Annotated in this window: 9 protein-coding genes; 4 read left to right on the top strand and 5 right to left on the bottom strand. The window is 71.3% G+C overall.

What is annotated here, in order from left to right; translation table 11 throughout:
* Positions 1-292: 292 nt before the first annotated feature.
* From QT196_RS04565 to QT196_RS04555, 3 genes are all read left to right on the top strand, one after another.
* The gene (locus QT196_RS04565; protein ID WP_266734775.1) at positions 293-1,255 is read left to right on the top strand and encodes a hypothetical protein; all 963 of its coding nucleotides are present in this window, start codon (positions 293-295) and stop codon (positions 1,253-1,255) included.
* 212 nt (positions 1,256-1,467) lie between these two features.
* A complete protein-coding gene (locus tag QT196_RS04560) occupies positions 1,468-2,919 on the top strand; it encodes an amino acid permease (protein ID WP_168477740.1) in 1,452 nt (483 codons plus the stop codon).
* Positions 2,920-3,061: 142 nt separating this feature from the next.
* The gene (locus QT196_RS04555; RefSeq protein ID WP_248001022.1) at positions 3,062-3,946 is read left to right on the top strand and encodes a GNAT family N-acetyltransferase; all 885 of its coding nucleotides are present in this window, start codon (positions 3,062-3,064) and stop codon (positions 3,944-3,946) included.
* Positions 3,947-4,027: 81 nt separating this feature from the next.
* Here the strand turns inward: QT196_RS04555 and QT196_RS04550 are convergent, their stop codons facing one another.
* The 3 genes from QT196_RS04550 to QT196_RS04540 form a co-directional block, all read right to left on the bottom strand.
* Positions 4,028-4,534 (bottom strand): DinB family protein, encoded by a 507-nt coding sequence (locus QT196_RS04550; protein WP_168477739.1) that lies wholly within the window; start codon positions 4,532-4,534, stop codon positions 4,028-4,030.
* Between the two features lie 509 nt (positions 4,535-5,043).
* Complete coding sequence (locus QT196_RS04545; RefSeq protein ID WP_085923640.1) at positions 5,044-5,235, bottom strand: hypothetical protein; 192 nt, start codon at positions 5,233-5,235, stop codon at positions 5,044-5,046.
* A gap of 123 nt (positions 5,236-5,358) precedes the next feature.
* Positions 5,359-7,767: a SpoIIE family protein phosphatase gene (locus QT196_RS04540; protein WP_290354383.1), complete on the bottom strand. Its 2,409-nt coding sequence runs from the start codon at positions 7,765-7,767 to the stop codon at positions 5,359-5,361.
* A gap of 151 nt (positions 7,768-7,918) precedes the next feature.
* Here QT196_RS04540 and QT196_RS04535 point away from each other — a divergent pair, with 151 nt between their 5' ends.
* On the top strand, positions 7,919-8,698 hold the full coding sequence (locus tag QT196_RS04535; RefSeq protein ID WP_168477737.1) for a VOC family protein: 780 nt from the start codon (positions 7,919-7,921) through the stop codon (positions 8,696-8,698).
* Between the two features lie 83 nt (positions 8,699-8,781).
* Here QT196_RS04535 and QT196_RS04530 read toward each other — a convergent pair whose 3' ends face one another.
* Positions 8,782-11,565, bottom strand: a complete 2,784-nt coding sequence (locus QT196_RS04530; RefSeq protein ID WP_290354382.1) for a hypothetical protein — start codon at positions 11,563-11,565, stop codon at positions 8,782-8,784.
* A 160-nt stretch (positions 11,566-11,725) separates the two neighbouring features.
* Positions 11,726-13,294: a S1 family peptidase gene (locus QT196_RS04525; RefSeq protein ID WP_290354381.1), complete on the bottom strand. Its 1,569-nt coding sequence runs from the start codon at positions 13,292-13,294 to the stop codon at positions 11,726-11,728.
* Positions 13,295-13,419 lie beyond the last annotated feature (125 nt).

Here is a 13,419-nt window from a genome sequence, read left to right as displayed (position 1 = left end):
GCGCACTTGTGGAGGACTTGTAAACCTGTGAATATGCCAAATAAATGGCCTGTGACGAACGGACCGGCAAAGTGGAGGGCTTCTGAAGGGTCGGCCGAGAAGTTGTTTCTTTTTCAATCTCATCGAGACTAAAAGGTGCGGAACCAGATATTCCAGGCGGCTTGTTTTCGCAATGAGTTGAGGATGAGTAGGGTGTGGCCGCTGTCACTTGACCGGTGGCAGGGGCCCAGCTGAATTCGGCGCAGCTGGAATGCCGTGTGGGGGAAGACGCCTTCGTGACCGGGAGGGGACCATGGCGGCCGGCTCTTTCGAGGGGCAGTACGTGTGGAGTCCAGCGGCCGATGACCGGGCCCTGGCGCGCGCGTGTATGGATGTTCGGGCCGGGCGGTACTTGAGCGCACACGAGGTTCTCCGGGAAGCCCGGGAGGATTTCGAGGTGCGGGCCCACCGTTCGCTGGTACTGGCGTCCGTGGCGGCCGATTCGGACCTGGCCGAGCGCTGGCTGGCCGAAGAGCCGGGACCGGATGCGGCGCTGCTCTGGGCCCGGGTGGCGATGCTCCGGGCCCTGCGGATGGCCGACGCCGACGCCGGTGACCGGCGGCAGGGCGCCCTGGCGCGGATAGCGCAGTCGGCGTGCGAGCGGGCCGCCAAGCTGCTCCCCGACGACCCCACTCCATGGGTGGCCCAGCTGGCGCTGACACGCCTCGACCGTCCCCAGGACCCCGCCCCGCAGGGACTGCTGACCGCACCGGCCGGGCCGTGGTACCTCTTCGCGCACATCCTCCGGCTCGACCCCTGGCATCGTGAGGCGCACCACCGCTTTCTGTCGTTCTTCTTCACCCGCTACGGCGGTTCGTCCAGCGCGAGCTGGGACGTGGCCGCGTTCCTGAGCCAGCGGGCCCCGGCCGCCTCACCGCTGCGGCTGCTGCCGCTGGTGGCCCTGGTCGAGGACTACAACCCGTCCGCGCTGCTCGCGGACCACGCATGGGAGCAACCCCAGTGGATCAGCGCGGCGTTGAGCATCTACCACCAGTGGTTCCCACGGGTGGCCGATTACCGCTTCACCCCGGTGCTGGATCTGGCGTATCTGGCACATGCGCTGTTCATGGCGAAACATGAATTCGAGGCGCGGGAAGTCTTCACCGCCATGGGGCCCTATGCCTCACGTATGCCCTGGAGTGCATTCGGTGATCCCGAGGAGCAATTGACGAAAGCCAGGCGCTCGTGCGGGCTCCCCGTTCCGCACGGCGGCTGATTCACCGGTGCGCAGGTTGTGGTGTGAGTTCTTTGCCGTAATGGGCGCCCCGTTCCGCACCACCCGTTCGAACAATTCAGCCCGATCCATTCACACCCCCGTTTCCCCCCAGAAAGGTTTCGGTTGTGTCCGAGCGTATGTCTCCAGCTCGCTCGCAAAACCCCCACACGGCAGACTCCGTCACCCTTGACGACGATGCCACGCTGCATGCCATGGGCTACCCGCGGAAACTCACCCGCAGATTCCGCGCGTTCGACAACTTCGCCATTTCTTTCACCATCATCAACATTATTTCCGGCATCTTCTCCTCCTTCGGGTTCGGGATGAACGCCGGCGGCCCGCGGGTCCTGATCTTCGGCTGGATCGGCGTATCGATCATGGTGCTGTTCGTCGGCGCCGCGATGGGCGAGATCGCCTCCGCCTACCCGACCAGCGGCGCGCTGTACTTCTCGGCCGGCAAGCTGGCCAAGCGCCACCAGGGCGCCTGGTCCTGGTACACGGGCTGGCTGAACTTCGTCGGGCAGGTCGGCGGCACCGCCGCCACCAACTTCGCCGCCGCCACCTTCATCCAGGCGTTCATCACCATGCAGTGGCCGTCCTACGAGGCGACACCGCAGCAGACGGTCGGCATCACCGCGGCCATCCTTCTCCTCCAGGCGCTGGCCAACACGTATACGGTGCGCCTGGTCGCGGTGGTGAACCGGATTTCCGTGTGGTGGCTGCTGATCGGCATGGTGGTGATCGTCGGAGCGCTGACGCTGATACCCGACCACCACCAGTCGCCCTCGTTCGCGCTGCACTTCGTCAACAACACCGGCTTCACGCAAGCGATTTACGGCGGAATGCTGGGTCTGCTCGTCACCAGCTGGACCTTCACCGGTTTCGACGGCAGTTTCCACATGTCCGAAGAAACCGTGAAGGCAACGGTCAACGCGCCCAAGGGCATCATGCGGGCGATCAGCTGCTCCGCGATCACCGGACTGATCCTCATGCTGGCGCTGGTGTATGCGATCCGTGACTACGGGCATGCGGCGAGTGCCGAGGCGCCGCCGGTGCAGATTCTCGTCGACGCGCTCGGCCAAAGCACCGCCAAGTTCCTGCTGTTGATCGTTATCGGCGCCATGCTGTTCTGCGGCCTTGCCAACATGACCAGCAATACCCGGCAGATCTTTGCCTTCTCCCGGGACGGTGCGATGCCCGGCTCCCGTTGGTGGCATTCGGTCTCCGCGCGCACCCGTACCCCCGTCAAGGCCGTCTGGCTCGCCGCGGCCTGTCCCCTGGTGCTGGTGCTGCCCGGCTGGTGGTCGCACACCGCCTTCACCGCGGTGGTGAGCGTCAATGTCGTCGGGCTGTTCCTCGCTTACGCCGTGCCCATCTTCCTGCGGCTGCGGCTCAACGACTTCCAGGCCGGGCCGTGGAACCTCGGGCGCTACGGCAAGCCCGTCGCGGCGATCGCGGTGACCTGGATCCTGATCAGCAATGTGCTGTTCATGCTGCCGCAGGCGTACCCCATCACCCCCGCCTCGTTCAACTACGCGCCGATCGCGCTGGCAGTGGTGCTGATCATCGCCACCGTGTGGTGGTTCGCCACCGCCCGGCAGCGCTTCCAGGGGCCGGTCAGCTACGGCCGCCCCGACGAGGTCGCCGCCATGGACCTGATCTGACGCCGTACGGCCTAGGAGGACGGGTCCGGGCCCTCCGGAGGAGTTGCTCCGGCGGGCCCGCCCCGCCCACCACCCGGTACCGGCGCCACACGCTTCCCGTTCACTCGCCCCCTGACCCCACCAGAAGGGACGACCACCCGGCATGCCCACTCTCGGCAACGCTCCGGATCCCCAGCCCGTCACCGGCGAACTCGCCATCGGCAACGCCTCGTTGGACGACTGGCACGAGGTGGCCCAATGGGCCGCCGACGAGGAGTGGAACCCCGGACGCGGTGACACCGCCTGCTTCCATCCCACCGACCCCGCCGGTTTCTTCCTCGGACGCCGCGCCGGACGGACCGTCTCCGCGGTCTCGGTCGTCAACTACTCGGACGCCTACGCCTTCCTGGGCTACTACCTCGTCCACCCCGACCACCGCGGACAGGGCCTGGGCCTCGCCACCTGGCGGGCCGCCTTCCCGCACGCCGGTGCCCGGACCGTGGGTCTCGACGCGGTCCCCGCCCAGCAGGACACCTACCGGCGCGCCGGATTCGCCCCCGCCTACGAGACCGTCCGCTACGCCGGACGCCCCCTCGGACCCGACACCCCCACGCCGGACGTCGTCCCCGTCACCCGGGCGCATCTCGACGCCGTCGCCGACTACGACCGGCGCTGCTTCCCCGCCGACCGCCGTGCCTTCGTCACCCGCTGGCTGACAGCTCCCGGCCACACCGCCCGCGTCTTTCTGTGCGACGGCGCGATCGCGGGCTACGGCGTGCTCCGCCCGGCCCGTACGGGGTACCGCATCGGCCCGCTCTTCGCCGACACCACCGCGGCCGCCGAAGCGCTCTTCGACGCCCTCGCGGCGTCCGCCGGCCCGGCCGACGAGATCTTCCTCGACGTCCCCGGCCCCCGGCTCGCCGCGCACACCCTGGTCACCTCCCGCGGTCTGACCCCGCGGTCGCACACCGTGCGGATGTACACCGGCACGGTGCCTGCGGCGGAGCAGGAGCGCACCTTCGGCGTCACCAGTCTCGAACTCGGCTGAGGGGCCGCGTCCGGCGGATGCGGCGACGGCCGTCACCGGCTCCCACCCGGCACCGGCCGGGTGGGAGCCGGTGTGGTCGGCTCAGGCGCCGACGGTGCCGTCGATGGCCTCGCGGAGGAAGTCGGCGTGGCCGTTGTGGCGGGCGTACTCATGGATCAGGTGCAGCATCACCAGACGCAGCGAGACATGCTCGTCCCAGCGGGGCTGGTAGCCCGTGACGTCGAGCGAGGCGGCTGCCTGCTCGATGCGGCGGGCGTGCGCCACCTCCGTCTGCCAGGCGTCGAACGCCTCCGCGCCGTCGGCCCCGCTCGCGTCGTACGCCGCCTGGAAATCGCCCTCGGCCGACCAGACGAGCGGGATGTCCTCGCCGTTGATCACCCGGCGGAACCAGGTGCGTTCCACCTCGGCCATGTGCCGCACCAGCCCGAGCAGGGAGAGCGTGGAGGGCGGGCTCGACTGACGCCTGAGGTCCTCGTCGGACAGGCCCTCGGTCTTCATGGCGAGCGTGGCCCGGTGGAAGTCGAGAAAGGAGCGCAGGGTCTCCCGCTCGCCGCCGCGCATGGGCGGGGAGAGGCGTTCGGTGGTCACGGAGGGGTCCTTTCCGCGGCGAGTGCCCGGGCGGGCTCGGCCGGTTTGGGGCGGGGCGCTGAGAGGCGTCATGGTCGTGGGAGCCGCTTCGGGCGCCAGGGCCGGAGGAGAGCCGGCGGCCCGTGGAGGGGGAGAGCCCCCTGAAGCCCTCCGGAGCGTGCCGGGAGGCGGCGGTCGCACGTGATCTTCCCGGGCGCCGCAGCGCGCCGCAAGGGGTTTTACGGCGGTCGCGGGCGGCGGACGGCCGTGGCCGCGCAGGGACCGCCCGGCGTCGCGGCTGTCGGCCCCCTGACGTCAGGTCGTCGCGCACGACCGCACCGGACCCCGACCGCACCGCACGGACCGCCCCGCACCATCCCTCAACTCCGCCCGCCGGGCGGCTCGTTACGGCGCAGACCTCGGCAGCCGTACAGACGCGCAGCCCCGGTCCGCGGCGGGCGCGCCCTCGCACACCGCGCGCGGAACGGGCCGTCCTCCGTGCGCCCCGTTCGCTGCTCAGCCGGCGGTGCTCAGGGCAGATAGCGCTCGATGGCGCCGGGTCCCTCCTCAGCGATCAGACGCCTGGCCCATTCCAGGCTCGCGGGGGTGGGTTCACGCCCGGACGCCTTCACCAGGTCCTCCGGGTCATAGGGCCGCTCGCTACCGGTGTACAGCTGAGTCGGCCGCCGCTCGGCCGCCTGCTCCCTGCCATTGGTCGTCACAGGGTCCTCCTCTGTCCGCGCCCGCCGAGTCGCCGGGACCTCGCTTGGTTCCATCATGGGACCCGCTCCGAACACCCGCACGATGTGCGCCGGGCCGGCCCCGGTCACCGCGCCCGCGGCCGGTCACCGGGCCGCCCGCGGAGCCCCGGAATAGTGCGGCGGAAACACCTGCTCCGTCCAGATCGTCTTGCCGTACGGCGTGTAGCGGGTACCCCAGCGCGGCACCAGCTGCGCGACGATGAAGAGCCCCCGCCCGCCCTCGTCGTCGCTGGCGCTGTGCCGGAGGTGGGGCGAGGTATGGGCGGTGTCGGACACCTCGGTCAGCAGGGTCCGGTCGCGCAGCAGCCGCAGATGCAGCGGCCCCGCGGCATGCCGTACGGCATTGGTGAACAGCTCGCTGACCACGAGCTCGGTCGCGTAGGACAGCTCCGCGAGGCCCCACTCCCGCAGCTGCGCGGTGGCCAGCTCACGGGCCTTGGCCACCGCGGCCGGCTCCGCGGGCAGCTCCCAGGCCGCCACCTGCCGGGTATCCAGCTCGCGGGTGCGCACCAGCAGCAGCGCCGAGTCATCGGCGGCCGGACCGTCCGGCAGCAGCTCGGCCAGCGCGTGGTCACACAGCTCGTCCAGCGGGCGGCGGTGCGCGCCCAGCACCCCGCCGAGGATCCGCAGCCCCTCGTCCACGTCCCGGTCCCGGGCCTCGACCAGCCCGTTCGTGAACAGGGCCAGCAGACTGCCGACCGGCAGTTCCAGCTCCAGGGACTCGAACGGCAGGCCCCCCAGGCCCAGGGGCGGGCCCGCCGGCAGATCCGGGAAGGAGACACCGCCCTCCGGGTCGACGACGGCCGGCGGCAGATGCCCGGCCCGCGCCATGGTGCACCACCGCGACACCGGGTCGTACACCGCGTAGAGGCAGGTCACACCGGTCGCCACATCGTCCGTGCCGAGATCCGTGCCGACCGTGGCCGCCTGCTCCTCGGCGGTCTGTTCCACCAGGTCGTCCAGCCGGCTCAGCAGCTCGTCGGGAGCCAGGTCCAGCCGGGCCAGGGCGCGTACGGTCGTCCGCAGCCGCCCCATGGTCGCCGCCGCTTGGAGGCCGTGGCCCACCACGTCCCCGACGACCAGGCCGACCCGGGTACCCGAGAGACCGATGACATCGAACCAGTCGCCGCCGACCCCGGCCCGGTCATCGCTGGGCAGATAGCGGTAGGCCAGGTCGACCGCCGACGGGGACGTCAGATGCTGGGGGAGCAGATCGCGCTGGAGGGTCAGCGCGGCGGTGTGTTCCCGGGTGAAGCGGCGGGCGTTGTCCAGGCACACCGCCGTCCGGGTGACCAGCTCGTCGGCGAGTTCGATCTCCCCTTTGTCGAAGGGCGTCATCGGGGCGCCGCGCCGGAAGGTGACCAGTCCCATCGGGGTGCCGCCGGCCCGCAGCGGCACGACGATGGTGTTCTCCTCGCGCACCATTCCGCCCGAGGAGAGGCTGCGGTACTGGAGCGAGCCGGGCGGGTACTCGACGCGGTGCGGGCTGTACGGGGCGCTGTCCGGCCCCTCATGGGCGGAGCGGGTGGCGACCCGCACCAGCGTGGGCAGCGCACCGCCGGCCGGTTCCGGCTCGTCGCCGTTGAGGACGGACTGCATCAGATCGACGGTGACCGCGGTCGCGAACTCCGGCACCGCCACCTCGCTGACCTCCCGGGCGGTGACGGTCATATCGAGGGTGGTGCCGATCCGGGCGCCGGCCTCCACCAGCAGGTTCAGCCGGCGCTGCGCCTGGTAGCGGCCGGTGATGTCGAAGGCGTCCTCGCACACCCCGAGCACCTGCCCGTGGGTGTCCTGGAGCCGGTAATAGGAGCAGGACCAGACGTGATCGGGCCCCGGGTCGGAGGGCTGCTGGCCGACGAAGTGCAGATCGAGGAACGGTTCGCCGGTGTCGATGACATGGTGCATCACCGCGTCGAGCGTGCGCGGATACCCCTCGGTCACGAACTTGCCGTCCGGATACAGCTCATCGGCCCGGGCCCCGAGGAACTCCCGCAGCGGCAGCCCGACCTCCCGGATATAGGCGCTGTTCGCCCAGGTCAGCCGGAGGTCGGTGTCGTAGATGCCCAAGCCCACCGGGGACCGGGTGGCCAGCCCGTGCAGCATCGCCTGGCGGGACTCCCACAGCCGGTGGGCCTCCAGTTCGGCCACCACCAGCACCCGGGCCGGCCGGTGGCCGGGGCCTTCGGAGACCTTGGCGAGTGGGCAGAACGCGGCCGCCATCCGTACCAATCGGCCGTTCCGGTGCCGCACCGTGAGCTCCCGGCCGCCGCTCAGCGCGTCCTCGGGTGCGTCTCCGGTCCTGACCGCGGGCGGAACCAGCTGCTCCAGGGGCTGTCCGACGATCTCCTCCGGCAGATAGCCGAGGAGCCGCTGGGCCGCCGGGCTCCAGCCGATGATCAGGTCCTGGGCGTCCAGCACCGCGGTGGCCGCCCTGGCGACGTCGAGGGGACCACGGAAGTCGGCGCTCTCCGCCGCGTTCCATGCGTTCATGGCATCAGCCCAGCCCGGTTCGGTATCTACAGCATCGAGCCTGATCAAGACCGGCACAACTGCGCTGCCGCAGGGGGACGCGCCCTTGGTGCGGCCCCGCTCCGTCGCTGGCAGAGTGGGAAGGGGCGCTGAGCAACAGGAGGCAGATGTCATGTCGGCCCATGGGCCCGTCCCCGCGGTACGCGGCGCTCCGTGCTGGGTCAGTCTGATGGCCCGCGACCTGGACGCCGCGCAGGAGTTCTACACCGCGGTGCTGGGGTGGCGGTTCCGCCGGGCCAGCCTCGGTGAGGAGTTCTGTATCGCGCTGGCCGGCGGCCAGCCGGTCGCCAGCATCGGGGCCCTTGCCCAGAGTTTCCAGGTCGCGGTGGCCTGGACCTCTTATTTCGCGGTGGAGAACGCCGACGAGACCGCCGACCGGATCCGCGAGCGCGGGGCGACCGTCGCCGTCGGCCCGCTCAAGCTCGGCCCCGGACGCGCCGCCCTCGCCGCCGACCCCGACGGCGCCACCTTCGGCTTCTGGGAGGGCCAGACCCTGGCCTGGTCGGTCGGACAGGGCAACGCTCCCGCCAGTCTCGAACTGCGCACCCGTGACGCCTTCGCCGCCGCCATCTTCTACGCCGAGGTCCTCGGCTGGGCCTCCGGGGAGCCGGGCGGCTGCGATGTGACCTACGAACACGACCAAGTGATCGTCAGCGACGGTACGCACGCCGTCGCCAGCCTGCGCGGCGGCGGCGTCGAGTCCGCCCCCGATCCGCGGGTGCGTCCCCGCTGGCACGTCCACTTCCCGGTCCGTGAGATCGAGAAGGTGACGGCCACCGCGGTGGCCGCCGGCGGCACCGTCACCCCCGTCACCCCGACCGCGGACGGCGAGGGCTGCCAGGCCGTCATCCGCGACCCGGACGGCGGGCTGTTCACGGTCACCTCGACCTGAGACGGGGGCACCTCGACCTGACACCGACGGCCGGACTCCGACCCGGCACCGGTCGTCCCGGCCCCTTCGCCGCCTCGCCCCCGTCAGCGGTCCTTCTCCGCCTCCAGCGGCGGACACCACGACGACTGTTTCTGCCCGCCGACCCGGCCGCAGAAGCCCGCCTGGGTGGGCTTGCCCGCACCGTCGATGTGCTGCACGGACAGCAGTTTGTCCAACGGGACCTGACGGTCCACATCGCCGCCGAAGCTGATGATGCCGCTCTCCCCGTCGAGCGCCTCGTCCCCGTGCACCCCGCTGATCGCATGCCAGACGGCGGGCGGTGTCAACGGCATCTGCGCGGCGTCCTCGCGCAGTTGCTTGACCGCGTTGATGTAGAGCTTGACGGCGTCGAAACCGAGCGCCGCATCGCCGTCCAGCGAGGAGCTGGCGACCTGGGCGCACTCCTCGGGGAACAGCCGGCCCAGCTCCGCGTACAGCTCGCTGGTGTCATCGCAGCGTGCCGAACCCAGCGTGAAGTCCAGGAAGTCGTACGGAATCCCGGGGTAGTGCTGCCGGCGTTCCGCGTCGGCCGCCAGCCGGGCCACATCGTCGCCGCCGAGGAGTGTGGGCGGATCCGAGTTACAGGACTCGTTGATGCCGCCGAGCAGCGACTCGAAGTCCTCCGAGCGCCCCGCGAAGAACACCACGCCCGGGTAGGAGCAGCTCCGTTGGCCGACCGTCCCGGGGCCGGGGGCATCGGACGAGGGATCCGCGCCCGGCGGCGGGGGAGGGGTGAAGGAGGTCTTCTCGACCGTGAACCCGCGGGCCCGGAAGCGCTGGGCGACATCGTCGCTGAGGGTTCTGCTGTAGGTGTCGCTGGGATCGGCGGAGCTGATGATCCGTACCTGCCGGGACGGCTTCTTCCCGCCGTGGCCCACGACATGGTCGGCGTAGGCCGCGGCGACGGCCGCCTCCCGGGTGTTCTGCGGCGACACCTGGAAATACATGGGCGACTGCCGCACGAGCGAGTCCGCGGACAGCGTGGTGGCCACCATGGGCAGCCCCACCGCGGTCAGCTTCCGGATCGTCCGGTTGGTGGCCTCCCGGCTCTGGTCGAGTCCGGTGACCCCGACGAGCGACGGATCCTGCTGCTGGAGCCCCGCCAGGATCTCCACCACCCGCGTGCCGAAGCGCATCCCCGACCCGGCGTTGGCCGGGAAGATCCGCAGGATCGGCTCCGCCGCGCCGGTGCTGCGCAGCTGCCGGGACTGGGCGCTCGCCGCGCCCTGGAGCGCCTCGCGCCCGTAGGCGAGCTGCCCGGTGGACTTGCCCGAGACGCTGAGCAGCGCCGACAGATGGACGAGGGTGACGAACGGGCGTTCCGGCGCCGCGCGATGGGCCTCCTCGGCACGGGCGTTCTGGGCGTAGATGGTGCGGAGGGTCTTGTTGAGCAGCGGGTCGGGGGAGTGGAAGGTGAAGCCGTTCCGTGCCACCCCGATGCACTCGCCGGTCTCCGCGGTGCGCAGGGTCTCCGCGTCGCCCTCGAAACGGTGCAGCCCGCAGTGCGCCTCCTGGTAGTTGCTCTCCCGGCTCAGCACCAGCCCGCCCGCTCCCAGCAGGGCGACGAGGACACCGCACGCCGCGACCACCGACACCACTCGGCGGGCCCACAGCGGCGGTTCGGGAATCCGCAGCCGGGCGTCCTGGGCGACCTCCAGTCGCCGCGTCAGCTCATAGCTCTCGTCGGACGGCGGCAGCAGCCGCGGAACGGTGACCGGCAGATACCAGGGCGCGCGGTTACGGGCCCGGCCCTGGTGCAGAAAGGTGTCCCGCCAGCCGCCGTAGAGCCGGTCGGCGAGCTCCCACAGTGAGCTGTGGCCCCAGTCCGCACGGATCCCGGTGCCTTCGGCGGGCGGCTCGGCGCCGCAGCTGATGACCAGCAGCGGATCGAAGGCGCCGGTCTCGTTGCGTACGTCGATGATGGTCTGCAACAGCGGATAGCCGCAGTTGCCGGCGTCCGCCCCGTCGAGCAGCGCCACACAGTACGCGGTGCGCCGGGCCGTACGGGGCCGCCAGATGCGGCGGCGGAACGCGACCCGCAGATCCTCCAGGAAGGCGTTGACCATCAACTTGCGTAATTGTTCCGGGTCTTCGACCTGGTGATGCGGTGCGGTCAGCCGCTCGGCGAACCCGATGAAGGTGCCCGGGTCGCGCGGCGCCAGATAGGGCTGGTTGAGCAGCCAGCGGTACTCCCGGCCCAGCCCGCGGCGGACCCGGAACCAGGCGAGCGGGAAGACATGGACGGCGAACAGCCATACCCACCACGGCACGGTGCCGTCCACCGCGAGTTCGGTCTCCGGGGAACGCAGCAGCCCGAACAGCCGACGGCGCCGGAACTCCCGCTCGCGCAGCCCCTGAAGCAGGGTGTGGTCGTTGCCCTCCATACCGCCCGAGTACGGGGCTGCGCCGGTCGCCCCGGCCTGTGTCAGCCAGTTGACCAGGCCGAACCTGCGGAAGCGGACCCGTCCGTCGCTGCCGTGGACGCTGCGGGCGAAGCCCTGCGCCAGCCGCTCCAGCGTGCGGCGCACCGCCTCGACGGATTCCGGGGGCGGTGCGCCGTCCTGGAGGTCGTGCAGACAGTGCGGGACCCGGCGGGGGTCGGCATGGCTGAGGAAGTAGCTGATGCCCTTGGCGAGTTGGGTGTGGTCCTCCCCGCTCACCAGACAGAGCACCGGCAGGCCCTCACGTCCCTGAGCCACTCCGCGGTGCCGCACCGGCTCCGGACACTCCCGGCGCCGTGGCCTGCGCACCAGATCGGCTATCAGACGCAGCAGATGCCCGGCTCCGCGGAAGACGGGGATATTGGAATCGAGTTCGTTCGACGCCATGACGCCCCTGAGGAAGGGTCGGAGTAGGGCCGGTATTCTGACACCGCTCCGCAGGCGGTCGCTATGGTTCCGCCACACTCCGGGGCCGTGACGCTCACCGGCCCCGCTCCCCTTCGTCGTGGAAGGGGGCGGGGCCGGTCGCGCAGCTGGTTCCCGTCCGTCAGTTCAGGGCGTCACCGCCGCCCGCGCCGGGGTCCTGGGCACCCGCTCCCGGGTCCTGCGCGCCGGTACCGGGGTCCTCGGCGCCCGCACCCGGGTCGCCCGCTCCCGCACCGGCGTTGCCGGCTCCGTTTCCGGCCCCCGCGTTGCCGGCACCGTTTCCCGCACCGGCGTTGCCGCCACCCGCGGCCGCGCCGTTGCCGCCGGCCGCACCGTTGTCGCCGCCGCCCGCACCGGCGTCGCCGCCCCCGGCGCCGATCTCCGCACCCGTGGCCTTGAGGGCGTCGGTGACCGGCTGGAAGAAGGTCTCGCCGCCCGCGGTGCAGTCGCCGCTGCCGCCGGAGGTCAGCCCGACCGCCGAGTCGTCGGAGAACATCGCGCCGCCGCTGTCACCGGGCTCCGCGCAGACGTCCGTCTGTATGAGGCCGTTGACGATGTCGCCGTTGCCGTAGTTCACCGTCGCGTCCAGGCCGGTGACGGTGCCGTCGTGCAGACCGGTGGTGCTGCCGGAGCGCTGCACCTTCATGCCGACGGCGGCCTCCGCGGCCTTGGTGATCTCCTGGGTGCTGCCGTTGCCCAGGTCGACCGCGCTCTGCGGCTTCGCGGCCGTGTCGTCGTAGGTGACCAGCGCGAAGTCGGTCTTCGGGAACTTGGAGTCGGCCACCGTGCCGAGCGGCTGGCCGCCGCCCTGGTCCGCGGTCCAGGTCTTGGAGTCGTTGCCGCAGTGACCGGCCGTCAGGAACGCCGGGGCGCCCTTGACCGTGACGTTGAAGCCCAGCGAGCAGCGTGCGTTGCCGCCGAAGATGGCACTGCCGCCGATCGGCCCGGCGGCCTGTCCACCGTCTCCGGCACCACCACCGCCGTCTCCGGCGCCACCGGCCGCGTCTCCCGCGCCGCCCGCCGCGTCTCCGGCACCCCCTGCGGCGTCTCCCGCGCCGCCCGCCGCGTCTCCGGCACCCCCTGCGGCGTCTCCCGCGCCGCCCGCGGCATCTCCGGCACCCCCCGCGGCGTCTCCGGCGCCACCCGCGCCGCCCGCCGCACTTCCCGCGTCCCCGCCGTCGTACCGCTTGAACTCACCCTGCGACCGCTTGACGGTCACCATGCCATCGCCCATGCCGGTCGTGGCCTTGCTGAGGGTGGCCATCTTTGCGCCGGTGACGGTTCTGTCGGCGGTCACCACGATCTTGTTGGTCTTCGGGTCGATCGCCCAGGCGGTGCCGGGCACCGCCGCGGTCTCGCGCAGCGTCTTCGCACCGGACTTCAGCGCGGTCATGCTGTTGTGCACGACCTTGGCGACGGCACCCTTGGCCTTGACGCTCGCGGCGTCGTCCTCCGACAGGACGTTCATGACCAGGTGGCCGTTGGCGCTGTCCAGGTACCAGCCCGCGCTCTGGTCCCCGAGGTCCGCCTTCAGGGACGTCGCCAGCTGCGTGGCCGAGTGGGCGCTGAGCGTCTTGGGGGCCGCCGGCTGGTCCGTGCTCGCGTTGGCGTTGGGGAGCAGGATCGCTGCGGCCGCGACGGCGGCCACACCGGCGGTGGCGATGGCGCCGGTCCGCAGGCGCTTGTTCACATGTCGGTGGCTCAATTCACTGACCTCCAGGGACGCACAGGAACGGGGCACACGGGAGGCCGCGGTGCGTCGCGCCGGCCGCCGTGTGTGGTGCTCACCCAGTCCTACGTAGCCCCGGGCACCCC

Source organism: Streptomyces sp. P9-2B-2, assembly GCF_030406865.1.
Classification (GTDB): Bacteria; Actinomycetota; Actinomycetes; order Streptomycetales; family Streptomycetaceae; genus Streptomyces; species Streptomyces platensis.
The sequence above is the reverse complement of the archived record's forward strand: the minus strand, read 5'-3'. Positions and strand labels throughout refer to the sequence as shown.

Coding starts and splice junctions, on each gene's coding strand:
- QT196_RS04565 (WP_266734775.1), top strand. CDS start 293: ATGGCGGCCGGCTCTTTCGAGGGGCAGTACGTGTGGAGTCCAGCGGCC.
- QT196_RS04560 (WP_168477740.1), top strand. CDS start 1,468: ATGGGCTACCCGCGGAAACTCACCCGCAGATTCCGCGCGTTCGACAAC.
- QT196_RS04555 (WP_248001022.1), top strand. CDS start 3,062: ATGCCCACTCTCGGCAACGCTCCGGATCCCCAGCCCGTCACCGGCGAA.
- QT196_RS04540 (WP_290354383.1), bottom strand. CDS start 7,767: ATGAACGCATGGAACGCGGCGGAGAGCGCCGACTTCCGTGGTCCCCTC.
- QT196_RS04535 (WP_168477737.1), top strand. CDS start 7,919: ATGTCGGCCCATGGGCCCGTCCCCGCGGTACGCGGCGCTCCGTGCTGG.
- QT196_RS04530 (WP_290354382.1), bottom strand. CDS start 11,565: ATGGCGTCGAACGAACTCGATTCCAATATCCCCGTCTTCCGCGGAGCC.